A 25,175-nucleotide genomic window follows, 5' to 3' on the forward strand; every position below is an offset into this window, starting at 1 on the left:
TGTCCGTTCTACTTGGGCCGACGGAGGGTGTCAGTTGTTGCCGGATCGGCCGTGGGCCAGGCCGGTCGGAAATCCGATGAGTACGGGTTCCGGGACTGTGCAGCATCCGTCGGCTTCGGAGCCTGCGCTGGCGGTGACGGCGGCGGGGACGTCGCAGCTGGTCCCGGCGTCGGTGGAGCAGACCCCGGTTTCGGGGAGTTCGAGGTGGACGGTGTCCGCGGCTTCCCGGTCCCCGGCCAGGGCGGCGGCGACGGATCGGACCTGTTCGTAGCCGGTGGCGAGCAGGAAGGTCGGGGCCCGGCCGTAGGACTTCATGCCCACGAGGTAGAAGTCCTGGTCCGGGTGGGCCAGCAGTGCTGCGCCGTGCGGGGGGACGGTGCCGCAGGAGTGGAATTCCGGGTCGATGAGCGGGCCGAGTTCGGTGGGTGCTTCGACGGCGGGGTCCAGGTTCAGCCGGAGTTCGCGGAGGATGTCCAGGTCCGGGCGGAAGCCGGTGCAGGGAACGACGATGTCGGCCTCGAGGGTCCGGCCGTCAACGGATTCGACGGTGACATGCGAGGCGAGGGATTTCAGCGAGCTGATGCCGAAGCCGGTGTGCAGTTCGATGGTTCCTGCCTCGACGAGGCGGCGGAGGCGGGCACCGAGCTGGCCGCGGGCGGGCAGGCCATCCAGATCTCCGCCGCCGTAGACCTTTTCGGCGGACGCGCCGCGGACCGCCCAGAGGATCCGGGTGTCCGGTTCTTCTTTGGCGAGGTCAGCGAGGTTGATCAGGGTGTTGGCGGCGGAGTGGCCGGCGCCGACGACCAGGACGCGGCGTCCGGCGAACGAGGCACGGTCACGGCCGGTGACGTCCGGGAGCGGGGAGGAGATCCGGCCCGCGGCGGAGTCTTCGCCGATCGCGGGAAGTCCGGAGGTTCCCAACGGGTTGCGGGTGGACCAGGTGCCGGAGGCGTCAATGACCCCGGCCACGGTGTGGTCGCGGGCCTCGCCGTCCTCGTTCTCGACCCGGATGAGAAACGGGGTGGTCTCGCGGTTGCGGGTGTGGGTCTTGTCCATGCCGGCGCGGGTGACCGCGATGACCCTGGCGCCGGTCTGCAGCTGCGAGCTGATGGCCGGGAGTGCGGCCAGCGGGGTGAGGTACTCGTCGATGAGTTCCCCGCCGTAGGGAAGCGCTGTGGGGCGGGGTGATTCCCATCCGGAGGGTTCGAGCAGGCGGACGGCGGCGGCGTCGATGTTGAACCGCCACGGGGAGAACAGCCGGATGTGGCGCCACTGCTCGATGGCGGCGCCCGCGGAGGAGCCCGCTTCGAAGATGAGCGGTTCGAGTCCGCGTTCGAGGAGGTGGGCCGCGGCGGCCAGGCCCACGGGGCCGGCGCCGATCACGGCAACGGGAAGGTTCTTCGCTGAATCCATGGTTTCCTCTGTTTCATCCGTAGGGGTGATGGGTTTTGCGGGAGGTGCCTGCCGGTCCCTGGTGGGGCCGGCAGGCGGGAGAGTGTTAGCAGCAGTCCTGATCGTCTTCGCAGCAACCCGAGTCGCTGCAGCATCCTGTTGTCATTCAGCTCACCCCCTCTCCGTTCGGGGTCAGGCGTGGATGGGTTCTTCCACGAGGGCGGTGGCGATGCTGTCCGCGTCCTCTAAGGCGGCGAGGTAGCGCTCGGCGTCGAGGGCGGCGGCGCAGCCGGTCCCGGCGGCGGTGATGGCCTGGCGGTAGCGGTGGTCCACGGCGTCCCCGCAGGCGAAGACGCCGGAAAGGTTGGTGACGGTGGTGGGTGCGTCGACCTTGATGTAGCCCTCGTCATCCAGTTCCACCTGCCCGGTCACGAGTTCGGTCCTGGGGACGTGGCCGATTGCGACGAAGATCCCGGTGACGGGCTGTTCGCGGGTTTCGCCGGTGACGGTGTCGGTCAGTGTCACGCCGGTGACCTTGCTGTCGCCGTGGATCTTGGTGATGGCGGAGTTCCAGGCGAAGCTGATCTTGGGATTGTCTTTGGCGCGCTGGGCCATGATCCGGGAGGCGCGCAGTTCGCCCTTGCGGACGACCACGGTCACGGACCTGGCGAAGCGGGTCAGGAACGTCGCTTCCTCCATGGCCGAGTCGCCGCCTCCGACCACGATAATGTCCTGCTCGCGGAAGAAGAACCCGTCGCAGGTGGCGCACCAGGAGACGCCGTGTCCGCTGAACTTTTTCTCCTCCGGCAGGCCCAGTTCCTTGTAGGCGGAACCGGTCGCGAGGATGACGGCGGGGGCCTCGTGGGTCTCTCCGGCGCCGGTGACCACGCGTTTGAGGTGCCCGGTCAGCGTGACTTCGGTGACGTCGTCGAAGACCACCCGGGCGCCGAACTTCTCTGCCTGCTGCTGCAGGCCGTCCATCAGTTCCGGCCCCTGGATCCCGCCGGGGAAGCCGGGGAAGTTCTCGACCTCGGTGGTATTCATCAGCGCACCTCCTGCCGTGACCGACCCGGCCAGGACCAGGGGCTTCAGCCCTGCCCGGGCTGCGTAGATCGCCGCGGTGTAGCCGGCCGGGCCGGATCCGATGATGATCAGCTGTTCAGTGTTCTGGGTCTCGCTCACGGGACGTCTCCTGGTGCTCGAACGGGCGTTACTTGGCGGCGGGCGTGAGGGATGCGATGAGGTCCTCGATGCGGGTCTTGATGTCGTCGCGGATCGGCCGGACGGAGTCGACGCCCTGGCCGGCCGGGTCCTCGAGTTCCCAGTCCTCGTAGCGCTTGCCCGGGAAGATCGGGCAGGTATCGCCGCAGCCCATGGTGATCACAACGTCGGATTCCTTCACGGCCTCGGTTGTGAGGACCTTGGGGATCTCGGCTGACATGTCGATCCCGAGTTCGGCCATGGCCTCGACGGCGGCCGGGTTGACCTTGTCGGCGGGCGCGGAGCCGGCGGAACGGACCTCGATCCGGCCCTCGCCCAGGGTGGTGAGGAAGGCGGCGGCCATCTGGGAGCGGCCGGCATTGTGGACGCAGACGAACAGGACAGAGGGCTTCTTGGCGGTTTCGGTGCTCACGTGTTTCTCCTGGAATCAGATATATGTGGATCGGTTTTGATGAGGTCGTCGTTCCGCACCACTCTTACTGACTAGACATTGATGTTTGTCGATGCATGCAGTATCGGACAATAGATCGATATTTGTCAATATTGGCGGGTTTCGGGTTTTAGGCTGCGTGCAGGCGGGGGGCGAGGTCGCTGATGCGGCGGGCGATGTCAGTGAAGGCGCCTTCGAAGGCGTCCTCGGTGTTCAGCCGGAGCGGATCCGGAACGGACCAGTGGATCCCTCCGAGGTTTGGGATTTCCTCGTGGGCGTTGTCGCACACGGTCACGACAAAGTCTTCATCGTGCGCCACCTCATCCAACCGGCGCGGGGGAAGGTCCGCGAGAGCAACGCCGTGGCGGCGGGCGACATCAAGGGCGCCCGCCGCGATGCTGTCCGCGGGGTGCGTACCCGCGGAGATCGAGGGGATTTTGCTGACCTGGTTCCAGAGTGCGACGGCCAGCTGGGACCGGGCGCTGTTACGGGTGCAGACGAAGAGGACGCGGCGGGCTCCGTGTTCGCGGCCGGGAGCCAGTCCCTCCAACGCCCCTGCGGCGAGCCGGATGTAGCTGCGGCGCTTATCCGCCTCCGAACGATGGCGGGTCGTCAGGCCGGCGCCTTCCAGCGTGCGCAGATGGTGGGACAGCAGGTTTGACGGCATCCCGAGTTCGGCCTGGAGCTCCGTGGGGGAAAGGTCTCCCAGGGTCAGCAGGTCCACGATCCGCAGCCGCGCAGGATCTGCGAGGGCCGCATGCTTGGCGACCCGCGCCCGAAAGACTTCAACTTGCTCAGTATTCATTGATTCAATTTTGACTGAGTAAATATCTTGAGTCAAGCTGTTGGTATGACTTCTCAACAACCGCCGCTGTGGCGCCGTGCCGTGGCCGAACTGCTCGGCACCAACTTGCTCGTGATGATCGTCGTCGGGTCCGGGATAGCCGCACAGCAGCTCTCCCCGAATGACGTGGGCCTGCAGCTGCTCCAGAACAGCACCGCCACGGTGCTGGGGCTGACGGTCCTGATTCTGATGCTCGGGCCCGTGAGCGGCGCGCATTTCAACCCCGTGGTCTCCCTCGCCGACTGGATCCTGGGCCGGCGCAGCGGCACCGGACTGACCCTGCCGGAGCTTGGCACCTATGTCGTTGCGCAGACCGTGGGGGCGGTCAGTGGCAGCGTGGTCGCGAACGCCATGTTTGAGGTGGGCACCTCCATCTCGACCAAGGAGCGCGCAACCACGGGGCATCTGCTGGGCGAGGTAGTCGCGACCGCCGGGCTCGTCCTGCTGATCTTCGCCCTGGCCGCCACCAAGCGTGGCGTTCTCGCCGCGCCGGCGGTGGGCGCTTACATCGGAGCCGCGTACTGGTTCACGTCCTCGACGTCGTTCGCGAATCCGGCCGTGACGGTGGGCCGTGTCTTCAGTGACACCTTCGCCGGCATCGCGCCGGCCTCCGTTCCGGGCTTCGTCGTGGCTCAGCTGGTCGGCGCGGCAGTAGGCCTTGGCCTCCTCCTCATCCTGTTCCCCTCCGCGCCCCGCGCCGCGGACGACGTCGTCCTGGCGCACAGTGCCGAGACGGCCAGCGCATAGCCTTCGCCGGCACGCGACGGGCCGGGCCGCCTGTACCTCCGCATAAAATACGGCCTGTGCCCGGGTCGCTCCCGGTCAACGGCTTGCGGCTTATACATTGATGATTGTCAATATTGGGGCATAATGGGTACATGAACTTGCTGCCTGTCCTTGAGCCGGCCACGGATGAAGCCTGCTGCGCCCCTGCGGGAATGCCTGCCCTGGGCGCTGAGGAGGCGAAGCAGAAGGCCGTGGTCTTCAAGGCGCTGGCCGATCCGAACCGGCTGCGGCTGCTCTCCATGGTCAAGGCCGAAGCCTCCGGTGAATCCTGTGTGTGCGATCTGACCGGTCCGCTGGAGCTGGGTCAGCCCACCGTCTCCCACCACCTGAAAATCTTGGTCGATGCGGGTCTGCTGCACCGCGAAAAGCGTGGCACGTGGGCCTATTACTCCCTGGTTCCCGGCGCCCTGAAACAGGCCGCCGGACTCCTGGCGACCCTGTGACCGCGCCGGAACCCTCCGCGGTCACGATCCGTCCCATGCGCGAGGACGACTGGCCGGCCGTCCACCGGATCTACCGTGAAGGCATCGCCACCGGCCACGCCACCTTCGAATCCGAAGCGCCCGACTGGGACCGGTTCAACGACTCCAGGCTCCCCCGCCACCGGATGGTCGCCGAAACCGCAGAAAGCGGAATCCTTGGCTGGGCTGCTGTCTCCCCCGTATCGGCCCGCCCCGCCTACTGCGGCGTGGTTGAACACTCCGTCTACATCGCAGCCGAGGCGCGCGGGCAAGGCCTGGGCGCAGCGCTGCTGCGGGCTCTGGCAGACTCCACAGAGCGCGACGGGATCTGGACCATCCAGGCCAGCGTCTTTCCCGAAAACGAAGCCAGCCTCAAACTCCACCTTGCCAACGGCTACGTCGTCGTCGGGAGCAGGCGCCGCATCGCCAGGATGACCCACGGGCCGCTCACCGGGCAGTGGCGCGACACGGTCCTGATCGAACGCCGGTCCAACGCCATCTGAACAGCCACTTTGTCCGGCCCGGCCTCACGTGATCGGCAAATACTGTCGTTGCCCGCCTTGCTGTCAAACGCTCCGGCGTCGCCCTGTCACGACCCATACTGAAGCCAGGCACAACGCATTTCGGACCTACCGGACCTCATCCGGATCCAGGCCTAAGGAAGGGGACGGCACGACGTGGAACCAACCAAGACGGAAATCCTGGCCGGATACAGCCGCGCCCGCCATGCCCTCGACGCCTGGCTGGAGAGCGCGACGGCCGCGGATCTTCGACGCAGGAGCAACGGAACCCGGTGGACCAACGAAGAGCTGCTGTTCCACATGGTTTTCGGATACATGATCGTCCGCGCCCTGCTTCCGATGGTCCATGTCATCAGCAGGCTCCCCGAGCCCGTCGGTAAGGCCTTCGCCGCCGTCCTCAACGCGGGAACGCGGCCCTTCGATGCCGTGAATTACTGGGGCTCCCGGGCCGCTGCCCTCGTCTACAGCAGGCAACGGATGGGCCGAAAATTCGAAAAGACCATCGCCGCCATCACCCGCCGGCTGGAACGCGAGAGCGCCAGGTCCCTGACCGGGGCAATGTCGTTTCCCGAGAAGTGGGACCCGTTCTTCGCCCCGACCATGACACTCAAGGACGTCTACGCCTACCCCACACTTCACTTCGACTTCCACGCCCGACAGTTGAGTCTCAGCCCTCCGCCCCGATAGGTGGGCAAAGCGAAGGACCGATGGAGGGGGTATTGATGCAAGGCGATGCGCCGGTTTGCATTTATACCCCTGGGGGTATCATGATGGAAGAGGCAGATGCCCGCCCGGGCTCGCGGACACCATGAAAGGACACCGGCATGAAGAGCCTTTCAGTGGACGACCTGGCAGCACTCGGGTCTGATGTTTCCATCATCGACGTCCGGGAAGAGGCGGAGTACTCGGAGGCCTGCGTCCCGGGAACTCTGAACATTCCGCTCTCGCGTTTCCAGCAGTCCCTCGGTGACGTTCCGATCGGGCGGACCGTCTATGTGATGTGCGCGTCCGGTGGCCGCAGTTCCCGCGCCACGATGCACCTGGAGGGGGAAGGCTACGACGCTGTGAATGTTATGGGTGGCATCACCGAGTGGTACCGCAACGGGCACCCGGTCACCTACCAGGCCGGCGGCAAGTGAGCATGTCCCGCGCTGATTGCCGCCGTCGAATCCGGGGCTGACTGCGGGAACGTCGTCACCCAGTTGACGGCCGTCCGCGGAGCCCTGGACAAAGCCGGATTCGAACTGATCTCGACGGCGATGCGCGACTGCCTCACAGCGCCTGCGGACGTCTTCACGGCCGGAGGCGCGCCGTCCGGGCTGCTGGCCCGGAAGCCCACCCTGGAGGAAATCCGCACGCTCTTCCTGCGCATGACCTAGGCCGGGGCAGGACTCTTTCCTGAGAAACCCCGTAGTACTGATTTTTGCAGCGCAACAGCCCCGTCCTACCGAAAGGTCCAGCTCATGGAAATCACCCCACAGCAGCTCGCGGAACAGCTCAAGAGCGGCAGCGACGCCCAGATTGTGGATGTCCGAGAACCAGCTGAAGTCGCCGAAGGCATGATCCCCGGCGCCAGGCACATCGCCCTGGGAGAACTGGCCGAGCGCCTCAACGACCTGGACAAGTCCCGTCCCGTCCTCGCCGTATGCCGCAGCGGCCGCCGCAGTGCGGCGGCCGCGGACCAGCTCACGGCCGCAGGCTTCACCGCCTACACCGTGCCTGGCGGGATGCTCGATTGGGCCGCCGCAGGCTTCCCCGTCAGCTGACCCCACCAGACCGTCCGGGCGGCATGCCCCCAAGTGTCGCCCGGACTTCCACTTGCCCGGATCCTGTCCTTATACGCGGCCAACCGGACGGTGGATGGCGGCTTCGCGCAAACGCGGGGCCGCCACCGGAAATGCTCCAAGATATACCGAAAGAGATCATGACTTCCTTGAATACGACCAGCACCATTGATTCCGCTCCTCAGTCCATCGATGCCTCGACCCTGCAGGCCTGGCAAGACAACCATGATGATCTGATGATCATTGACGTGCGCAGCGGTGCAGAGTTCGATTCCCTGCACGTCAAGGGTTCCTACCATGTACCGCTGGCCATGCTCAGCGAACACGCGGAAGAATTCGCGGCAAAAATGGGCACCCGCGTGGTCCTCGTCTGCCAGTCCGGCAACCGGGCCGAGCAGGCCCGCAAACACCTGGACGCCGTCGGCCTGGCCAGTGCCAGCGTCCTGTCCGGCGGGGTCCCCGCCTACGCCGCCGCAGGCGGGAACGTGGTCCGCGGCCGCGGCCCCTGGGCCCTGGAACGCCAGGTCCGGATGACCGCGGGTTCCCTGGTGCTCGCCAGCATCGTCGCGGCGAAATTCGTCTCGCCCAGGCTGGGCCTGGTTGCCGGCGGGATCGGGGCCGGACTGACGTTCTCCGCCGCCACCAACAGCTGCGCCATGGGCCAGATGCTCTCCAGAATGCCGTGGAACCGCTCCGCCAGCGAGCCAACCGCGCACCAGGCCCTGCAGAACCTGGACGCGAAGGCATGATCCTTACCGCGGCGGCGTTCGGGCTGATCGTCGGCGCCCTGCTGGGCCTGGTCGGAGGCGGCGGATCCATCCTCGCCGTGCCCGCCCTGGTCTACGGCGTCGGGCTGCCGCTTGCCGCGGCAATCCCGACGTCGCTGGTCGTTGTCGGCGCTTCCTCCGCCGTCGCGGTGCTGCCCCGGCTGCGGACCGGGGTGAACTGGCGGCTGGCGCTTATCATCGGCGCCGCAGGAACCGCGACCGCGTACCTCGGCGCGGCGGTCAACCGGCTCCTGGACCCGAAGATCCTGCTGCTGGCCTTCGCCGCCATCATGGTCTTCGCCGGCGTCCGGATGCTGATGCCCTCCACAGCAGCCGGCGGCGCCTGCGCGCTGCCCGGCGGCGGGATCAACTGGCGAAGCTGCCTGCCCAAGGCAATCGCCACCGGCGCCGTCGTCGGGTTCCTGACCGGCCTGCTCGGCGTCGGCGGCGGCTTCCTCATCGTCCCGGCCCTCACCCTGGTTCTCGGACTCCCGATGGCCTTGACCGTCGGGACGTCCCTGGTCATCATCGTCATCAACTCGGCCGCCGGTTTCGCCGCCCATCTGGGCGACCTGCAGATCGACTGGGCCGTCACGGCGGCCTTCGCCGGAGCCGCGATGGCCGCCTCGCTCGCGGCAGGGCGGATCGGCGCCCGGATCCAGGACAAGGCGCTCAAACGCGGCTTTGGAATCCTGGTCGTGGTCATTGCCGCCTACGTCGCAGTGCAGGCGCTCCTCTCCTGAGAGCGACCGCAAGGGAAAGGGAAGAGGGAAGCGCCGGAGGACTCTTCCTCCGGCGCTTCCCTCTTCCTCAACGCCTGTTCCCGGGCGATGGCAGGGGCGATCTACCGTCCGAACAGCTTCGCAAAGAAGCCCTTGCCGGCCGACTTCTCCTGCTCGTGCCCGCGGCAACGCTGGGAGGCCGGAACCCCGCGCATGACCTGGTCAACGTGCTGACCGCAGCCCGCCCACGTCGTCTTCTGGCACTTCTTACATGTCACCGCACGGCACATCTGCTTGCTCCCTTAGCATGAATGGATAGTCCCATCAGTATACCCCATGGGGTATTTGTGCTCGGATGCATTCCCCGCCAGACATGGCCGCCCGGTGCGCCGGTTGGGGCACAGCGCGGGAATGACAGGAGAGAGCGTCAATGACGCACCGTCGCCGTGCCAGGCCGAATCAGGGACCGCCATGGAAGGGGCGGCCGGTATGGCCAGGCCGGCTGAATGGGGAACGGGCAAGTGCCTAAAATTACGGCTCAGTGTGGTTGGGCCGCTGCGTGTGGCCCGACGCGTACCTTCGTCGGCAGCCGGCCGCTAGGCGGCAGGTTTGTGGTCGGTGCCGCGCATCCGGACAGCCACGAAGATTCCTGAGAGCCCGGTGAGGGCACCGACGACGGCGACCGCCACCGGGATGCCGTAGGCATCCGCGAGGATCCCGGCGAGCACTGCACCGACGGCGAATCCGCCGTCGCGCCACAGCCGATAGATCCCCACCGAGCGTGCCCGCCACACCGGGTGGGCGACGTCGCCGATCGCGGCCAGCAGGGTCGGGTAGACCATGGCGGTGCCGGCGCCGAGCAGGACCGCTGCGGCCAGCCAGGTCCCGAATCCGGTCCCGAAGGCGACCATCCCAAGGGCCCCTGCCTGGACGAGCATGCCGCCCACGATCAACCGTTTGCGGCCGTACTTGTCTGACAGGGCACCTGTGACGAGCTGGCCCGCACCCCAGACGGCGGGGTAAACGGCGGCGAGGATGCCGATCTTTTCGATGGTCAGTCCGGCCGCGGCGAACAGAACGGGGAACAGCCCCCACGCGAGGCCGTCGTTGAGGTTGTTCACCATGCCGGCCTGGCTGACCGAGGACAGGGACTTGTCCCGGAAGCTGGTCAGGGTGAAGACCTGCCGATTGCTCAGATCCGCGTGGGCATCGGCATGGGCCGCGGTGTGGTTGGCGGCTTCAAGTTTGGCATGGTGATGGGTTTCCTGCACGGACAGGACGGACAGGCCCAGCCCGAGCGCGATGTAGGCGGCGCCGAGCAGGAACGGTCCCGGCCGGAGCCCGTAGTTGACGGCGATGTAGCCGGTGGCGAGTGCGGTGGCGGCGACGCCGAGGTAGCCGGCCGCCTCGTTCAGGCCCATGGCCAGGCCGCGGCGGGAGGGGCCGACGAGATCCATCTTCATCATCACGGTGGTGGACCAGGTCAGGCCCTGGCTGATGCCCAGGATCACGTTGGCGGCCACGATCCATCCCCAGGACGGTCCAAGAATCAGCAGCAGCGGCACGGGGATGGCGATGAGCCAGCCGGCAACGAGGACCGGCTTTCGGCCGTAGCGGTCCGAGAGGGTGCCGGCGACGTAGTTGGTTCCGGCCTTGGCCAGCCCGAAGGCCAGGATGTACGTCAGTGCGGACGTGTACAGGTCCAGGTGGAAGACCTGGTCCGCCAGCAGGGGCAGCACCGTCCGTTCCTGGCCGAGGGTGCCGCCGACGAGGGCGTTGACGGCGACCAGGAGCATGAACTGGGCCAGGTTCTGCCGCAGGCCCAGCGTGACACCGGGCCGTACTCCGGGACGCTGCGGTGAAGAGGTGTTGCCGGATGTCATCCCTGCACTCCAGTTGTCAATCAATCACTTCAGATGTTGCCTGGCTCAGTTGCTGGAGACGGATTCCCGTGCCTGCTGCCAGGCTGCCCAGGCGGCGTAGCTGCCGTCGAGTTCGACGACGTCGTAGCCGGCGCGGCGCAGCGCGGACGCCGCCACCGAGTTCCGGACCCCGCTCTGGCAATAGGACACGATGGTGCCCCCAGTGGGGAGCTCGTTCAGGTTCCACATGACGCGGCCGCCGCTGAGCTGGTGGGAGCCGGGGATGTGACCGTCGGTGTGTTCGGTGCGGTTGCGGACATCGAGCACCATGGCGGCGTCAAAGCCATCGAGTTCTTCGGGCTGGATCAGTTTCGGGGTGCTGGCAGGCAGGCCCTCGATGCTGGTGACGTAGCCGGCGACCGTGTCGATGCCGACCCGGACCAGGTGGTCCCGCATCTCCTGCGCGGACGCCTGGTTCGGGGCCAGCAGCACCAGAGGGTTATTGTCCGTTTCGGGGTTCACGACCCAGGAGCCGAAGCTCGCCGTGGACTTGCCGGCCGGGATATTCAGGGAGCCGGTGACGGTTCCCTCGTGGACCTCGGCATTGGACCGGGTGTCCACGAACGTCACGGTGTCCGCGGCGAGGCCCAGGGCGACATCGGCGGTCTGCAGTTCCTCAAGCGGGGCACGTTCGCCCATCACAGCTGGCCCCTGCCGGTTTTCGCGCTTCATCCGGCCGAAGTAGGCGTGGGCGTCGGGCTGGCCGTCGAGGAGTTCGTTGACGAAGCCTTCCTCATCGTTCGCGGCCAGGTACGGGCCCCACCAGGAGTAGAGCCGCTCGTAGCCGACGGTGGAGGACGGGATGGCGCCGAGTGCCTTGCCGCAGGCGCTGCCTGCGCCGTGGCCGGGGTGGACCTGGACGTGATCCGGCAGGGTCAGGAACTTCTCCAGCAGGCTGGCGAAGAGCTGCTTGGCCCCGGCGAAGCGGGTGTCCACACCGCCGGCGGCCTCGTCGAGCAGGTCCGGGCGGCCCAGGTCGCCGGAGAAGACGAAGTCACCGGAGAGCAGGTAGCCGGGAGTGTCGGCGAACGCGCCGTCGGTGATGAGGAAGCACAGGTGTTCGGGGGTGTGGCCGGGGGTGTGCAGGGCCTTGACGGTGATGTTGCCGAGGGTGATCTCGTCGTTGTCGTTCAGGCGTTCGGCCTCGAACCCGTACTGCCAGTCGGTTCCGCCCTCACCGGAGACGTAGGCGGTGGCGCCGGTCGCGGCGGCCAGTTCACGGGTGCCGGAGAGGAAGTCCGCGTGGATGTGGGTCTCGGTGACGGCCACGATTTTCATCCCGTTGGCTGCAGCCAGGGACTGGTACACGGCGATGTCCCGGCGTGGATCGACCACGAGTGCTTCGCCCTTGGCCTGGCAGCCGATCAGATAGCTGGCCTGGGCGAGGTCTTCGTCGTAAATGCGCTCAATAAGCATGGGGCTCTCCTTCGTTGGGCGGTGGGGGAGTTTCCGGGAGGGATCCTCCGTTCCTCTATTCACAACGGTAATACCCCTGGGGGTATCTGGCAAATGGTCCGGGCCCGGCCGGATGCGGGCGCCTCACCACTGGCTGTTATACCCCCGGCGGTATAGACTTTGCAAAACACCCACTCAGCTTTGGAGCCCGCCATGGAACTTGATTCGACAGAACTCACCCCGGTTATCAACCGCCTCAAGCGCGCCCAGGGGCAGCTCGCCGCCGTCACCCGCATGCTCGAAGAGGGCCGGGACTGCAAGGACATCGTCACGCAGCTCGCCGCGGTCTCCAAGGCACTGGACCGGGCAGGATTCGCCATCATCGCCAGCGGCCTGGAGCAGTGCATCACCAGGGAAGATGCCAGCATGAACACTAAAGACCTGGAAAAACTCTTCCTGTCCCTCGCCTGAGCCGCAATCAACCCAAAACCAAACCCACGGAGGGCGTCGTTGTGGCGCGTCCCGGTTCCCGCCAGCCCTTAGGGTCCAATACGGCCGGGTCATTATTGGCAATCGTTACACCGGTCCCGCCACGAACTGCCACGACTCCCGAGGCGGCCGGCGGGACAGCGGCCGGTGGAGAAGGAACGGAGAAGGAAAGTGATGGACGGATATGGTTCGATGATGGGCTCGACGTGGCTGTTCTGGCTGCTCCTGATTATCGGCATTGTCCTGCTCTCGATCCTTGCCGTGCGGGCTTTTTCCGGGGGAATCACCCGACCCGGGACCGGCCGGCGTCCAGGGGCGGCCCCGGGCCCGGACCGCCCCGGAGCTATGGGTGAGACTACCGCCCGACGGATTCTGGACGAACGGTACGCCAAGGGAGAATTGAGCACAGAAGAATACCGTGAACGGCTCGCAGTCCTCGGGAACGAAACCTGATGCAACCTCTAAGCCGCCGCAGTGCCCTGATACTGGGAGGTGCGGGGGCTGTGGCCACCGTGACGGGCGCGGCAGGATTGCTGTGGGGACAAGGCTCCGGATTCCAGTCCGCCGACGGGCAGGACCTGAGTGAACCGCAGGCCCTGCACAGTGCCGATGGCCGGCTTCAGGTGAAACTTTCAGCGGCCCTGGGCCAGGTGCGGATCGCGGGCAGGGACGCCACTGCGCTGTCCTATAACGGGTCCCTGCCCGGGCCCACCCTGTTCCTGCAGCCCGGGGACCGGGTGAACGTGACGCTGGAGAACGGGCTGGCGGATCCGACCAACCTGCACGTCCACGGGCTGCACGTCTCCCCGCAGGGTAACAGCGACAATGCGCTGGTCTCGGTCGCGCCGGGAACGTCCTTTGATTATGAGTACCGGCTGCCGGCGGACCATCCGCCGGGCGTGTACTGGTACCACCCGCACCGTCACGGAAGCGTCGCCGACCAGATCTTCGGCGGCCTGTACGGGGCGATCATCATCCAGGACCCCCAGCCCGTGCCGGTCAGCCGGGAACGGGTCCTGGTCATCTCCGACATCTCCCTGACCGGTGGCGGTTCCATCGCCGCCGTGTCTGCGATGGAGAAAATGATGGGCCGGGAAGGTGCCCTGGTCCTGGTCAACGGGCAGCTGAACCCGGCCCTGGCCGCCCGGCCGGGCGAGCGTGAACGGTGGAGGATCATCAATGCCTGCACCTCCCGGTACCTGAAACTGCGCTTGGACGGCCAGTACCTGCAGCTGCTGGGTCTGGATTCGGGCCGCTTCCAAAGTCCCAGGGACGTTGAGGAGGTGCTGCTGGCCCCGGGCAACCGGGCCGACCTGCTCGTCACCACCGCGGCCGGGACGGCCAGGCTGCGCACCCTGCCCGTGGACAGGGGCAGTATGGGATCCATGATGGGCGGCAACAACGGTGGCGGACAGTCCCGGCCCGGCCCGGAAGGGACGGTCCTGGCCACTGTGGCCGTTGCCGGCGCACCGGCTGCTGCGCCGGGACCGGTTCCGGCGCAGCCTGCGCCGCGGGACCTGCGGGCCGCCCCGGTGACCGCCCACCGGGAACTGGTCTTCGCTATGGGCATGGATATGGGAATGAACAGCGGCGGCCTGGGGATGGGCGGTGGGACGGGGCCGGGGATGATGAGCTTCACCATCAACGGCAGGCCGTTCAACCCAGCCCGGGTCGACACCACGGTCCCCGCCGGCGCCGTCGAGGAATGGACCCTGAGGAACACGAGCCCGATGGACCACCCCGTGCACCTGCACGTGTGGCCGATGCAGATCATCGAACAGGCCGGCCGGCCCGTGGACAGTCCCGCGTGGCAGGATGTGGTCAACGTCCCGGCCCGCAGCAGTGTCCGGGTCCGGATCGCCTTCGATGACTTCACCGGGAAAACGGTCTATCACTGTCACATCCTGGACCACGAGGACAGCGGCATGATGGGCCTGATAGAAGCCCGGTAGCACAGCGCCCCGCAGCCTTTGCACGCCTGAGAAAACCGATGAAGGAGCACAACAATGAGCTACGCACACACCATCACCGTCGCGCTGCCCTATGGGGAAGCGGTAACCCGGACGCGGGAAGCCCTCTCGGGGCAGGGTTTCGGGGTGCTGTCCGAAATTGATGTCCGTTCCACCTTCGAGGCCAAGCTCGGGTCCGATGCCGGGCAGGGCCTAGGTGACTACCTCATCCTGGGCGTCTGTAATCCTGCCCTGGCGCAGAAAGCTCTTGCCGCAGACCCCGACATGGGACTGCTGCTGCCCTGCAACGTCGTGATCAGGCGCGGACCTGACAACGGCACCACCGTCATCCAGACCATCGACCCCCAGACCATGGTGCAGCTCAGCGACGCCCCGGCCGTCTCCGAAGTCGCCTCGGACGCCGATCACAGGCTCCTCGCAGCCCTGAAGGAACTAGAATCCGTCTGAGACCCGGCCAACGTGCGGCGACGGACCGCCCGCGGAGAGAACGAGTACGGTTGAACGCGGCGTGGCACCGGAGCCCGCCGGCCACTGTGCGGTGCCGGCTGGATTATTCACGCGGTGCCTGGCTCAGCCAGGGGCCTAGTTGGCGGGAGTCACAGGGTTGCTGAGTTACCGTCCGGTCAATCAGCGTAGCCCGGGGGCAGCGTTCTGGACGGCGACAATCGCCGGCCCAGAAACGCTGCCCTCCGGTCGGGAAGCCGGCCGGATTACCCGCCGAAGGTGGTGGTCGGCCTCGCTATGGGCCCTCGCCGAGAATACGCAGACGTTCCTGATACTCCTGTGCGCTCAGTTCACCGCGTGAGTATCGCTCAGCAAGGATCCCGCGGGCACCCGCGGGTGTCTCAGCGGCCCCGATGTCCGTATCTCGGGGTTCCTGGCTGTTGTTCTGGATGCTGTCGTCGCCAGCGGCGCGGACCACGCGGATGGTGACCCAGATGAGGACGGTGGCCAACAGCAGGCCTATGACCCACCACCCGCCCATGCCGAACCCGCCACCCATCATGATTCGCACGTCCCTTCATGCCCGGTTGGAGCATCCCCCCGCCGTGCAGGCCCTACACCGGCGACTACCCCTAGCACCAGCAACCATATACCTGGCCCTTGTTCGATTCGCACGGTGTGAATCCCGCGGCCGACTGGCGGCCCCACGTCGGCGCACGGCATGAGGGAAACCCACACGCTGGCCACCCTTGCTACATATACCCCCCAAACGCCGACGCGGTCCAGCTCAGCAAAGACATCGTGACCGCCCAGGAAGCGGAAATCCAGGGAATGCAGAAACTGCTTTCCACACTCCAACCAGCTCGTTTTCAGGCACCACCACCGACGGCGTACAGCGATCGACAGACGGCGGCAACACCTGGCAGCTGGAAAAGTCCTCCCCCGTGATCCAGTTCGCGTCCTTTGCCAGCTCCAAGGAAGCCGTCGGAGTCGAGCCCGGAGGCCTCGTGCACTATTCCGCTGACGGCGGGGCTACCTGGTCCCAGAAGGGCCGGATCACCGGAGAGGTCCAGGCCGTCGCCGCGACGGAAGGCTCGGACGGAAAGCCCTGGATCTGGGCCGCCACGTCAACCGGCCTGGTGGTATCCACCGACGGCGGCGCCGTGTTCCGGCCCTCCGACGCCGCCTGAACCAATGGACATCGGCGGATTCTTCGCCTCCACGGTGACCCCCCGGCGCGCTCGTCATCGCCATCCCGCCGGCCATTGCGCGGGCCCGGTGTCATTCCACTCGCCCTGCATCCCAGTAACCGCCGCCGGGTGCTGCCCGGCGTCGGGCTCTTCGTACTCGGATTCGCCGCCGTCTTCACCCTCTACGGTGCGGCCTTCGGGGCCATCGGGCCCTGGCTGCTGCGCTGGCAGGACGCCCTGATGCTCGGCCTCGGTGTGGTCGTGATCCTGATGGGAGCGGTCCCGCTCGGGCTGGTGCCCTGGTTGCAGCAGACCCGAAAGCTCACGCTCGGCCGCCGGCCCGCTGCTGGGCATCGTCTTCGGGCTGGGATGGACACCCTGCATGGGGCCGACGCTGAGCGCCGTCGTCTCACTGAGCGTGACCACAGGCAGCGCGGGCCGAGGAACCTGCTGGCCTTCGCCTACTGCCTGGGCCGGGGCATCCCCTTCGCCCTGACGGCCACGGGTCTGGGCTGGGTTCGGCGGCCATGCGCAGCGTTTCGCTGGCCGCAGCCAGATGTCCCGGACCGGGGGTGACCGGATGGACCAGGGACGACTGTTCATCCATCGCCCCGGCTGGAGCCGTTCAAACCGTGATGAGGTCCGGTTATTAGTGGGTGCCGGTTTCGTGGGTGGCGTGGCCGGCGGGTTCGAGCTGGAACGTGGAGTGCTCGACGTCGAAGTGTCCGGTCAGGCAGGATTGCAGCTGATCGAGGATGGCGGGGGCGTGTCCGTCGTGGAAGCAGCTCTCGTCAAGGACGATGTGGGCCGACAGGGCGGGCAGGTCTGAGGTGACGGTCCAGACGTGCAGGTCATGGACGTCGTGCACATGCCCGGTTTCCAGCAGGTGTTCCCTGATCTGGGCCAGGTCAACGCCTTCGGGGGCTCCTTCCAGGAGGATTCTGCCCGAGTCCCGCAGCAGCCCCCACGCGGCGTAGAGCATGAGGGCAACCACGATGAGGGAGGCGATCGGGTCCGCGCGGGTAAAGCCGGTGGTCAGGACGAGGATGCCGGCGATCGCGGTGGCGATGAACCCGTAGAGGTCGGTGAGGATGTGCTGGAAGGATCCTTCCACGTTCAGGCTGGACCGGTTGGCTTGGGCCAGCACCCAAACCGCCACCAGGTTCACGATGACCCCCAGGATTGCGACGATCAGGACGGGTCCGCCCGCGACGGGGGGCGGATCGAGGAGGCGGTGGATTGCTTCCACGGCTACGAGGGCGCTGATGACCACCAGGGTGATGCCGTTGGCGGCAGCGGAGAGGATTTCCGCGCGTTTGAATCCGAAGGTCCAGATTCCCCGTGCCGGACGGCCCGCAAGATGCATCGCCCACAGGGAGGCGGCGATCGCCGCCGCGTCGGTGAGCATGTGCCCGGCGTCCGAGAGCAGTGCCAGCGACCCGGAAACGACGGCGACGATGACCTCGACGATCATGAACCCGACAATCAGCGCCAGGGCTATGACCAGGTACCGTCTGTCCGCGTTCGCGGCTATCCCGTGGCTGTGACCGTCGTGGGTGGAAGCGGACCGGTCCGCGGTCCGGTCCGCGGTCCGGTCCGGTGCGTGGTCATGAGCGCTCATCGGTCGTTGTCCTTTTGTGCTGGTGCGTCCTGGATGAACGGCAGTGATGTGTTGGTGCGGATGGGCTTGGCCTCTGGCGTGCGGGTGAAGTGTGCGGGCATGAGGCGGGTTTAGTCGTGGGCCGGTTCGCCGGTGACCAGGTGGTCGGCGTGGTTGATGGTTTCGCGGATGAGCCGGACCAGGTGCCCGTCATGGAGGGAATAGATGACGTGCCGGCCGTCTTTGCGGGTGTCCACGAGGCCGCTGAGCCGGAGTTTGGCCAGATGCTGGCTGACCACGGTCCGGGGCGCACCGGACGCGTCGGTGAGTTCGGTGACGGTTTTCGGGCCGTTGGAGAGTTGCCAGAGCAGGTGCAGCCGGGTGGGTTCGGCGAGCATCCGCAGCGTCCCGGCTGCCGTTTCGAGCAGCTTAGAGTCCGGAATGACCGGATGGGCCAGGGACGGCTCCTCAGGGATGGTGCTGGACGCACTCTCAGGCTGGCTGGTCAACGGACTGCTCCTCATTAGCGGGTTCCGCGGCGTTGTGCCGTGGCCAGGACAGGAATGCGCCTGCACTGCCTATCATCGCAATAATCGTCAGCGCAAGAGCGGCCCAGCCCAGCCCGGCCACGGCTCCGATCCAGCCGGCCAGGGGGTAGGTCAGGATGTAGCAGGCGTGGGAGAGGGAGAACTGCGCGGTGAAGACGTAGGGCCGGGTTTCCTCGGTGGAGGCATCGCGCAGCAGCCGGGAGGAGGGGGTGAGGATCGTGGAGTTCGACGCGCCGAGCAGGAACCACAGCCCCAACAGCAGCCACCACCCCGCACCACCGGCTCCCAGGAAGGTCAGGAGTGCCGCGCCGGCCAGCACCACAGGGATCAGGGCGGCGCCGGTGAGCATCACGGCACGGTCCCCGAAACGGTCCAGGGCCCGGGGGGCGGACAAGGCGACGATCATTGAACCGACGCCGAAGCAGGCCAGGGCCAGGGCCAGGTCGGTTTCGGGGCGGTGCAGGATGTCCCGGACGTAGACCACGGTGTTGACGAGCACCAGGGCTGTCGGGGCTGCGACCACGAGGTTCAGTGCCAGCAGGGACCGCAGGCGCCGGTTGCGCCAAAAGATCCGTGCACCCAGGGTGGTCCGGTGCCACAACGACGTCTGCGGCCCGGCCGCGGCGGAAAGCCGGGGCAGAACCGTGATGGTGACCATGAAGGCCGAGAACAGGAAACCGGCAACGGTGCCGATGAACAGGTTGTTGTAGCTGATCAGCGTCAGCAACAAAGCCGCAAGGGCCGGGCTGACCAGGGATTCCATGTCATAGGCCAGCCTGGAGAGGGACAACGCGCGCGTGTAGTCCCGCTCGTCCTTCAAAATGGTGGGGATCAGCGACTGGAAGGCCGGGGTGAAGGTCGCGGAGGCGGACTGCAGCAGGAAGATCACGACGTAGATCTGCCAGGTGTCGGTGATGAACGGCAGGCACAGTGCCATCGCAGCCCGGATCAGGTCCGCACCGATCAGCACCGGCTTTTTCGGCAGGCGCGCCACCAGGGCAGTGATCACCGGGGCGAGACCCACGTACGCCAGCATCTTGATGGTCAAGGCCGTTCCCAGGACGGCCCCCGCGTTCCGGCCCGCCAGGTGATAGGCCAGCAGCCCGAGGGCCACCGTGAGCAGGCCCGTGCCGACCAGGGCCACGATCTGGGCGGCGAACAGCCGCCGGTAGGTCACATTCCGCAAAACCGCTAACATCAGACAAAACCCCTTAAGTGCATACGTGCGCGTCTATGCACCCACCCTAGTCGACTTTCGTCCCCGAGATGTTCCGCGCTCAGGGCCTGCGGTCCCACCCGTCACCGTCTCGGCCGGCAATTGGGTGCAGCGGCGGCGGTGTTTGGAGCAGCACATCCGACGCGGCCGGGGTGCCGCTGACGGTGCGGATGGGCATGTCGTCAAGATTAGGCAGCGCGCAGGCCAGCCTGGCTTCGGCCTGTGAAACGACGTTTTCCGCCTCGGCCAGCGAGGTGTTGGCGACCATGACGGTCGCCGCGCCCTGGAGGCGGTGCCCGACCCACCGCAGCTGCAACTTCGGGACGGAGAGCACGCCCGGTGTATTTTCGAGGGCGGTTTGGGCGCGGTCCAGCAGCTCGGGTTCGATGCCGTCCATGAGCCGGCGACCGATGCTGCGGACGGTGCCCCAGAGCAGGAAGATGATGGCGATGGAGATCAACAGTCCGACGATCGGGTCAGCCAGGGGGAATCCCAGCATGACGCCGCCGGCGCCGACCACAACGGCGAGGGAGGTGAACCCGTCGGTGCGCGCATGGACCCCGTCGGCCACGAGAGCGGCCGAGCCGATCCGCTGGCCGACCCGGATGCGGTAGATCGCCACCGCCTCGTTGCCGATGAATCCGACGACGCCCGCGGCCATCACCCACCAGAGGTTCTGGAGCGACTGCGGATGAAACAGCCGGTCGACCGATTGCCAGGCCGCGACGACCGCTGACAAGGCAACGACGGCGACGATAAAGAGCCCGGCCAGGTCTTCGGCTTTGCCATAGCCGTAGGTGTGTCGGCGGTTGGCGGCCCGCCGGCCGAGAATGAACGCAATCCACAGCGGAACCGCCGTCAGGGAATCGGAAAAGTTGTGGACGGTGTCGGCGAGCAACGCGACGGAACCGCTGATAAGGACAACAACCAGCTGCAGAAGGGTGGTGCCGAGCAGAATGAAGAGACTGATTTTCAGGGCGCGGATGCCTTCCGCGCTGGCCTCCAGCGCGTCGTCGATAGAATCCGAGGCATCGTGGCTGTGCGGGACAAAGAGGCCATAGAAGAATCCTTTGATCCCGGTCGGGTGCGCATGACCGTGATCGCCCTCGCTGTGTGAATGCCCTTCATGCGGGTGCGCATGACCGTGATCGCCGCCGGAGTGTCCTTCGTGCGGGTGCGCATGGGCATTGTTGCTGCGGCCATGATCATGATCGTCGTAGGGCTCGCCGGGGCCGGGGTTTTCGGGCACCGGCTGCTCGTCCTCGTGCGGGTGTGCGTGTGGGTGCGGGTGCTCGTGCGGAGCGCTCATGGTGTCGTCCTGCTTCCGGAGTGGTGGTGGCGCGGCAGGCAGCCAAGGGAATGTTCGGCCTGGAGAATCGCTTCGGTCACGAGGTGGCGGGCGTGATCATCCTCGAGCCGGTAGAACACTCGGTGCCTTCCTGTCGTGCGGCGCAAACCGGGACAGGCGCATCTTGGCCAGGTGCTGGCAGACCGCCGCGGGGGTCTTGTCGACGATGCCGGCGAGATGGTTGACCGACAGTTCGCCGTCGCGCAGGGCCCAGGATGATGCGCACACGCGTGGCGTCGGCGAGCATGGCGAAGCCTTCAACGGCAAGCTCGACGAACCGACTGTCAGGATCCCGGTCGCATATCTCTACAATTGCACCCATGCGCACATTATGGCATATCGGAAAAGGGGCGTCACCAGGTGTGTATGGATTCCTCCCGTTACGGCTCCGGCTTCTCGTTATCGGGAACGTATCCCATTGAGAATCGGGCCGCCGGTGTTGGATGACTATGACTTGTATTTGCGAGTGGCGGTCTTTTCACAGTTCGAATGGCGGCTTCGGCTACTGCGCGGTATCACGGGTTATTCCTTGCCATCGATACCCCCTAGGGGTATATTTAGGGTGTTGTCAGTGAATTGGTATGTCCAGGCCGGCGCAGTGCCCGGCCATCACAGCCGTTCAACCCCAGCATTCCAAGTACCCCTCTGGCGTCAGGAACTGTCATGTGCGGAACTGAACCCTATGCACACAACCACCACCACGGTGAGACTTCAGCCGAGCCCATCGGAGACCGTTCCCCTGCGGAAGCGTCCGGACCGGTCCCTGCAGGGTCCGAGGCCAGCGCTTACGGCCTGGAAGGTCTGGACTGCGGCCATTGCGTTGAAACCGTCGAGAAAGCTGTAGCAGCCGTACCGGGCGTCGAATCCGCCACCGTGGATCTGGTGCCCGACGGCATTTCCCGCCTGACGGTATCCGGCACAGTCGATGAAGCCGCGCTCAGTGATGCCGTCGTAGCAGCCGGATACAGCTTCAGCACCAGGTAGTCCATCCGATCCGGCGCAGGTCCGGCCACGGGCCCTGCCTGGCACCGGCACGTTCGCGTGGTGGTGCTCTCTCCGGCCGCCGGGTGCGGTGCCGATGCCAGGTCCGCTGAATCCGGCAGACACCCGGGCGGTCCCCGGGCCGGTACCCTTAAACGAACATCGGCAGGAAAGGAGGAAAACCATGACCGCACCCCTGTCCGGGCGCGCCGCGGCCTTCCTCTGCCGGACGGCCCTGCTGGCCGGAATTCTGGCCGTGATCGCCGGGATTCTAGGGATGCACATCATGACCGGTTCCCACAGCATGACGGCGTCCGCCGCTGTCCAGGACGTGGGCATGATCCAGGCGATGCAGTCATCGGCGACGGGACACACATCCCATGCCGCCTTCGGCGCCGCGGCCACGGACAGCTCACCTTCAATGACCGGGACGTCTATGCACGGGTCATCGTGCGCTGACCCGGGCGGGTGCGCGATGATGACCGCCATGGACGCGTCGTCCTGCACCCTTTCCCCGGGCAACGCACCACTGGCAGCCCCGCTGCCGGGCAGTACCTCTTTTGCGGTCGACTACCCCTACACGCGGACCCCTGCTTCCACACACTCGTACCTTCCGGGAAGTCCTTCACCGGGCCAACTCTGCATCAGCCGGACGTAAACGGCTGAGCTGCGCCATGTCCTGACCGGCGCACAGCCCTTACCCTGACGCGCCCTGCCGGGAACTCCGGCTGCATTGTCGTGCGCGCCACCCGCCACCGGCGCCAAGCGCCGGATTGATGTCTTGAAGGACCCCGATTTTGATGAAAAAAATTCTGACCCTCTCCGCCGCGGCCTTCGCCACCACCATTGCCCTGGCCGGATGCTCCGCCGATACCAGTGGGGGCGGCATGTCCGGCATGAACCACGGCAGCTCCGGAATGTCCTCGAGCTTCGCCCCGGCTCCCGGGGACCACAATGCGGCAGACACCATGTTCAGCCAGGGAATGATCCCCCACCACACCCAGGCCGTGGTGATGAGCGACATGATGCTCACTAAACAGGGCATCGACCCGAAGGTGGCTGCCTTGGCCACCCGGATCAAAGCCGAACAAGGCCCGGAGATCACCACCATGACCGGCTGGCTCAAGAGCTGGAACGAGTCCGCGCAAATGTCTGCCGGCCACGGCATGTCCGGGATGATGGGCGCCGATGACATGGGCAAACTCCAGACGGCGCAGGGCACTGACGCGGCCAAACTGTTCCTGACCCAGATGATCGCCCACCACCAGGGGGCAATCATGATGTCCAAGACCGAGGAAGCCGGAGGGCAGAACACCGACGCCGTCGCTCTTAGCAAGAGCATCGTGGTCTCCCAGCAAGCGGAAATCCAGGAAATGAAGGACCTGCTGGGCACCTTGTAGTCCCTGGCGGGCGGCACCGGCCCTGGCGGTGCCGCCCGCACCCGTTCCTTCCTCCCCGACACCTGGAGTCGTCCATGCCCCTCTTCACCCTCGCACGCCCCAGCCTGCGTCCGCGGATTGCCGCCGTTATCGCGGCGGTCGCCAGCGTTGCCCTGGGCCTGTCAGCCTGCGCTCCGGCCTTGGTCCCGGCAGACCCGGGCCCACGTCAAAGCGCCAGCAACGGCATTCCCGGTGCGCATATCCACGGCCTGAGCGTCAACGGCGAAACCGGTCAGGTGCTCCTGGCCACCCACGATGGCCTGTATGACGTGTCCAAAAAGCAGGCCGTCAAAGTCGGCCCGGCCAACGACCTCATGGGGTTCAGTGCCGCCATGGACCAGGGCGTGTTCTACGCTTCCGGCCACCCGGGCCAGGACTTTTCGCTGCCCGGCCCGCTGGGCTTGATCAAGACCCGGGACGGAGGGAAGACCTGGGAACAGCTCTCCCGGCAGGGCGAATCCGACTTCCATGCGCTCACGACGACCAAGTCCGGGATCGTGGCGTTCGACGGGACGCTGCGCACCAGCACCGACGGCATAACCTGGAAAACAATCGCCGTAGGGTTCATCCCGGCAGTCCTGGCCGGGAACCCCTACAGCGACACCGTCCTTGCCACCACCCGGGAGGGCGTGCAGCGCTCGACCGACGGCGGCGCCACCTGGGCGCTGGAGAAATCTTCCCCGATCATCCAGTTCGCGGCCTTTGCCTCCGCGAAGGAAGCCGTCGGCGTCGCATCCGACGGCAACGTGCACTTTTCCGCAGACGGCGGCACCACCTGGAAACGGACCGGTAAAATCTCCGGTGTGGTCCAGGCCCTCGCCGCGACCGAAGGCGCGGAGGGAAAGCCATGGATCTGGGCCGCCACTTCCACCGGGCTGGTGGTGTCCACCGACGGGGGCGCCACGTTCCGGCCCTCCGACGCGGACTGAGCCGATGGATATCGGCGGATTCTTTGCCTCCACGGTGACCTCCGGCGCCCTGGTCATCGCCATTCCACTGGCCATGGCGGCGGGACTGGTGTCGTTCCTTTCGCCGTGCATCCTGCCCCTGGTGCCGGGCTACCTCGGGTATGTGTCGGGGTTGACCGACCCGACGCAGCCACGTAACCGGCGCCGGGTCCTGGCCGGGGTCGGTCTCTTTGTGCTCGGTTTCGCTGCCGTGTTTACCCTCTACGGGGCGGCGTTCGGTGCGATCGGGTCCTGGCTGCTGCGCTGGCAGGATGTCCTGATGCGCGGCCTCGGTGTTGTGGTGATCCTGATGGGCGCCGTCCTGCTCGGATTCATCCCCTGGCTTCAGCGGACCCGAAAGCTGACTCTGGGCCGCAGGACTGGGCTGGCTGGCGCGCCCGTGCTGGGCGTCGTCTTCGGGCTGGGTTGGACGCCCTGCATGGGTCCGACCCTGAGCGCCGTACTGTCCCTGAGCGTCACCACCGCCAGTGCAGGGCGAGGGGCGCTCCTGGCCTTCGCCTATTGCCTGGGCCTGGGCATCCCTTTCACCTTGACCGCCTTGGGCCTGAATTGGGTCAGTACTGCCCTGGCCTTCGTCCGCCGGCACATCCGGATCGTTAACATCGCCGGCGCTGCCATGCTCATCATCCTGGGCGTGCTCATGGTCTCCGGACTCTGGGTGCAGTGGATTTATCAGCTCCAGAACCTCTCCGGAACTTTCCTGACCCCCATCTGACACGGGCGGCCCGCTCATGGCC

General features: G+C 66.5%; 30 protein-coding genes and 2 pseudogenes. 20 read left to right on the forward strand and 12 right to left on the reverse strand.

What is annotated here, in order from left to right; all coding sequences use genetic code 11:
- Positions 1-30: 30 nt before the first annotated feature.
- The 4 genes from ACQCSY_RS23490 to ACQCSY_RS23505 form a co-directional block, all read right to left on the reverse strand.
- Positions 31-1,413: an FAD-dependent oxidoreductase gene (locus tag ACQCSY_RS23490; RefSeq protein WP_427136198.1), complete on the reverse strand. Its 1,383-nt coding sequence runs from the start codon at positions 1,411-1,413 to the stop codon at positions 31-33.
- Positions 1,414-1,584: 171 nt separating this feature from the next.
- Entirely contained in the window at positions 1,585-2,574 is a 990-nt protein-coding gene (gene trxB, locus ACQCSY_RS23495) for a thioredoxin-disulfide reductase (RefSeq protein ID WP_427136199.1), read from the reverse strand.
- A 28-nt stretch (positions 2,575-2,602) separates the two neighbouring features.
- Positions 2,603-3,025 carry an arsenate reductase ArsC gene (locus tag ACQCSY_RS23500; RefSeq protein ID WP_427136201.1) on the reverse strand — a complete coding sequence of 141 codons (423 nt, stop codon included), beginning with the start codon at positions 3,023-3,025 and terminating at the stop codon, positions 2,603-2,605.
- A gap of 148 nt (positions 3,026-3,173) precedes the next feature.
- On the reverse strand, positions 3,174-3,848 hold the full coding sequence (locus tag ACQCSY_RS23505; protein WP_427136203.1) for a helix-turn-helix domain-containing protein: 675 nt from the start codon (positions 3,846-3,848) through the stop codon (positions 3,174-3,176).
- A gap of 45 nt (positions 3,849-3,893) precedes the next feature.
- Here ACQCSY_RS23505 and ACQCSY_RS23510 point away from each other — a divergent pair, with 45 nt between their 5' ends.
- From ACQCSY_RS23510 to ACQCSY_RS23550, 9 genes are all read left to right on the forward strand, one after another.
- Positions 3,894-4,634, forward strand: a complete 741-nt coding sequence (locus tag ACQCSY_RS23510; protein WP_427136205.1) for an aquaporin — start codon at positions 3,894-3,896, stop codon at positions 4,632-4,634.
- 131 nt (positions 4,635-4,765) lie between these two features.
- Positions 4,766-5,116, forward strand: a complete 351-nt coding sequence (locus tag ACQCSY_RS23515; RefSeq protein WP_427136207.1) for an ArsR/SmtB family transcription factor — start codon at positions 4,766-4,768, stop codon at positions 5,114-5,116.
- A complete protein-coding gene (locus ACQCSY_RS23520) occupies positions 5,113-5,637 on the forward strand; it encodes an N-acetyltransferase family protein (protein ID WP_427136209.1) in 525 nt (174 codons plus the stop codon). Before ACQCSY_RS23515 ends, ACQCSY_RS23520 begins: the two co-directional genes overlap by 4 nt.
- A 174-nt stretch (positions 5,638-5,811) precedes the next feature.
- Positions 5,812-6,342: a DinB family protein gene (locus ACQCSY_RS23525; RefSeq protein ID WP_427136211.1), complete on the forward strand. Its 531-nt coding sequence runs from the start codon at positions 5,812-5,814 to the stop codon at positions 6,340-6,342.
- 137 nt (positions 6,343-6,479) lie between these two features.
- Entirely contained in the window at positions 6,480-6,794 is a 315-nt protein-coding gene (locus tag ACQCSY_RS23530) for a rhodanese-like domain-containing protein (protein ID WP_427136212.1), read from the forward strand.
- Positions 6,795-6,809: 15 nt separating this feature from the next.
- A complete protein-coding gene (locus tag ACQCSY_RS23535; protein ID WP_427136613.1) occupies positions 6,810-7,034 on the forward strand; it encodes a metal-sensitive transcriptional regulator in 225 nt (74 codons plus the stop codon).
- Between the two features lie 84 nt (positions 7,035-7,118).
- Positions 7,119-7,421, forward strand: coding sequence for a rhodanese-like domain-containing protein (locus tag ACQCSY_RS23540; protein ID WP_427136214.1), 303 nt, complete (start codon positions 7,119-7,121; stop codon positions 7,419-7,421).
- Positions 7,422-7,579: 158 nt separating this feature from the next.
- A complete protein-coding gene (locus ACQCSY_RS23545; protein ID WP_427136216.1) occupies positions 7,580-8,188 on the forward strand; it encodes a rhodanese-like domain-containing protein in 609 nt (202 codons plus the stop codon).
- Positions 8,185-8,949 (forward strand): sulfite exporter TauE/SafE family protein, encoded by a 765-nt coding sequence (locus ACQCSY_RS23550; protein WP_427136218.1) that lies wholly within the window; start codon positions 8,185-8,187, stop codon positions 8,947-8,949. Before ACQCSY_RS23545 ends, ACQCSY_RS23550 begins: the two co-directional genes overlap by 4 nt.
- A 575-nt stretch (positions 8,950-9,524) precedes the next feature.
- On the opposite strand, the gene ACQCSY_RS23555 is transcribed toward ACQCSY_RS23550, so the two are convergent.
- Both ACQCSY_RS23555 and ACQCSY_RS23560 read right to left on the reverse strand, forming a co-directional pair.
- Positions 9,525-10,811, reverse strand: a complete 1,287-nt coding sequence (locus ACQCSY_RS23555; protein ID WP_427136220.1) for an MFS transporter — start codon at positions 10,809-10,811, stop codon at positions 9,525-9,527.
- Positions 10,812-10,856: 45 nt separating this feature from the next.
- The gene (locus ACQCSY_RS23560) at positions 10,857-12,266 is read right to left on the reverse strand and encodes an MBL fold metallo-hydrolase (protein WP_427136222.1); all 1,410 of its coding nucleotides are present in this window, start codon (positions 12,264-12,266) and stop codon (positions 10,857-10,859) included.
- Positions 12,267-12,458: 192 nt separating this feature from the next.
- Between ACQCSY_RS23560 and ACQCSY_RS23565 the strand changes: the two genes are divergently transcribed.
- The 4 genes from ACQCSY_RS23565 (at position 12,459) to ACQCSY_RS23580 (ending at position 15,151) form a co-directional block, all read left to right on the forward strand.
- Positions 12,459-12,716, forward strand: coding sequence for a metal-sensitive transcriptional regulator (locus ACQCSY_RS23565; RefSeq protein WP_427136224.1), 258 nt, complete (start codon positions 12,459-12,461; stop codon positions 12,714-12,716).
- 192 nt (positions 12,717-12,908) lie between these two features.
- Complete coding sequence (locus ACQCSY_RS23570) at positions 12,909-13,187, forward strand: SHOCT domain-containing protein (RefSeq protein WP_427136226.1); 279 nt, start codon at positions 12,909-12,911, stop codon at positions 13,185-13,187.
- Positions 13,187-14,686: a multicopper oxidase family protein gene (locus tag ACQCSY_RS23575; RefSeq protein ID WP_427136228.1), complete on the forward strand. Its 1,500-nt coding sequence runs from the start codon at positions 13,187-13,189 to the stop codon at positions 14,684-14,686. Before ACQCSY_RS23570 ends, ACQCSY_RS23575 begins: the two co-directional genes overlap by 1 nt.
- Before the next feature lie 54 nt (positions 14,687-14,740).
- Complete coding sequence (locus tag ACQCSY_RS23580; RefSeq protein ID WP_427136230.1) at positions 14,741-15,151, forward strand: DUF302 domain-containing protein; 411 nt, start codon at positions 14,741-14,743, stop codon at positions 15,149-15,151.
- 292 nt (positions 15,152-15,443) lie between these two features.
- Here ACQCSY_RS23580 and ACQCSY_RS23585 read toward each other — a convergent pair whose 3' ends face one another.
- Positions 15,444-15,719 carry an SHOCT domain-containing protein gene (locus ACQCSY_RS23585; RefSeq protein ID WP_427136231.1) on the reverse strand — a complete coding sequence of 92 codons (276 nt, stop codon included), beginning with the start codon at positions 15,717-15,719 and terminating at the stop codon, positions 15,444-15,446.
- 373 nt (positions 15,720-16,092) lie between these two features.
- Here ACQCSY_RS23585 and ACQCSY_RS23590 point away from each other — a divergent pair, with 373 nt between their 5' ends.
- Positions 16,093-16,338, forward strand: coding sequence for a hypothetical protein (locus ACQCSY_RS23590; protein ID WP_427136233.1), 246 nt, complete (start codon positions 16,093-16,095; stop codon positions 16,336-16,338).
- 4 nt (positions 16,339-16,342) lie between these two features.
- Positions 16,343-16,881 (forward strand): annotated as a pseudogene (locus ACQCSY_RS23595) (cytochrome c biogenesis CcdA family protein); the annotation flags it as partial.
- A 106-nt stretch (positions 16,882-16,987) separates the two neighbouring features.
- On the opposite strand, the gene ACQCSY_RS23600 reads toward ACQCSY_RS23595, so the two are convergent.
- From ACQCSY_RS23600 to ACQCSY_RS23620, 5 genes and pseudogenes are all read right to left on the reverse strand, one after another.
- Positions 16,988-17,959: a cation diffusion facilitator family transporter gene (locus tag ACQCSY_RS23600; RefSeq protein WP_427136235.1), complete on the reverse strand. Its 972-nt coding sequence runs from the start codon at positions 17,957-17,959 to the stop codon at positions 16,988-16,990.
- A gap of 110 nt (positions 17,960-18,069) precedes the next feature.
- Entirely contained in the window at positions 18,070-18,447 is a 378-nt protein-coding gene (locus ACQCSY_RS23605) for an ArsR/SmtB family transcription factor (protein WP_427136237.1), read from the reverse strand.
- On the reverse strand, positions 18,431-19,684 hold the full coding sequence (locus tag ACQCSY_RS23610) for an MFS transporter (protein WP_427136239.1): 1,254 nt from the start codon (positions 19,682-19,684) through the stop codon (positions 18,431-18,433). Before ACQCSY_RS23610 ends, ACQCSY_RS23605 begins: the two co-directional genes overlap by 17 nt.
- A gap of 79 nt (positions 19,685-19,763) precedes the next feature.
- Complete coding sequence (locus tag ACQCSY_RS23615) at positions 19,764-21,011, reverse strand: cation diffusion facilitator family transporter (protein ID WP_427136241.1); 1,248 nt, start codon at positions 21,009-21,011, stop codon at positions 19,764-19,766.
- Positions 21,008-21,372: pseudogene (locus ACQCSY_RS23620) on the reverse strand (ArsR/SmtB family transcription factor). The gene ACQCSY_RS23615 and the pseudogene ACQCSY_RS23620 overlap by 4 nt, the downstream one beginning before the upstream one ends.
- Before the next feature lie 341 nt (positions 21,373-21,713).
- Here ACQCSY_RS23620 and ACQCSY_RS23625 point away from each other — a divergent pair.
- From ACQCSY_RS23625 to ACQCSY_RS23645, 5 genes are all read left to right on the forward strand, one after another.
- Positions 21,714-22,034: a heavy-metal-associated domain-containing protein gene (locus ACQCSY_RS23625; RefSeq protein ID WP_427136243.1), complete on the forward strand. Its 321-nt coding sequence runs from the start codon at positions 21,714-21,716 to the stop codon at positions 22,032-22,034.
- Between the two features lie 181 nt (positions 22,035-22,215).
- Positions 22,216-22,689, forward strand: coding sequence for a hypothetical protein (locus ACQCSY_RS23630; RefSeq protein ID WP_427136245.1), 474 nt, complete (start codon positions 22,216-22,218; stop codon positions 22,687-22,689).
- Positions 22,690-22,831: 142 nt separating this feature from the next.
- Positions 22,832-23,431 (forward strand): DUF305 domain-containing protein, encoded by a 600-nt coding sequence (locus ACQCSY_RS23635; RefSeq protein ID WP_427136246.1) that lies wholly within the window; start codon positions 22,832-22,834, stop codon positions 23,429-23,431.
- 275 nt (positions 23,432-23,706) lie between these two features.
- Positions 23,707-24,399 (forward strand): F510_1955 family glycosylhydrolase, encoded by a 693-nt coding sequence (locus ACQCSY_RS23640; protein ID WP_427136248.1) that lies wholly within the window; start codon positions 23,707-23,709, stop codon positions 24,397-24,399.
- Between the two features lie 4 nt (positions 24,400-24,403).
- The gene (locus tag ACQCSY_RS23645) at positions 24,404-25,153 is read left to right on the forward strand and encodes a cytochrome c biogenesis CcdA family protein (RefSeq protein WP_427136250.1); all 750 of its coding nucleotides are present in this window, start codon (positions 24,404-24,406) and stop codon (positions 25,151-25,153) included.
- Positions 25,154-25,175: the final 22 nt, after the last annotated feature.

The sequence above is a fragment of the Pseudarthrobacter sp. S9 genome (assembly GCF_050156545.1).
Lineage (GTDB): Bacteria > Actinomycetota > Actinomycetes > Actinomycetales > Micrococcaceae > Arthrobacter.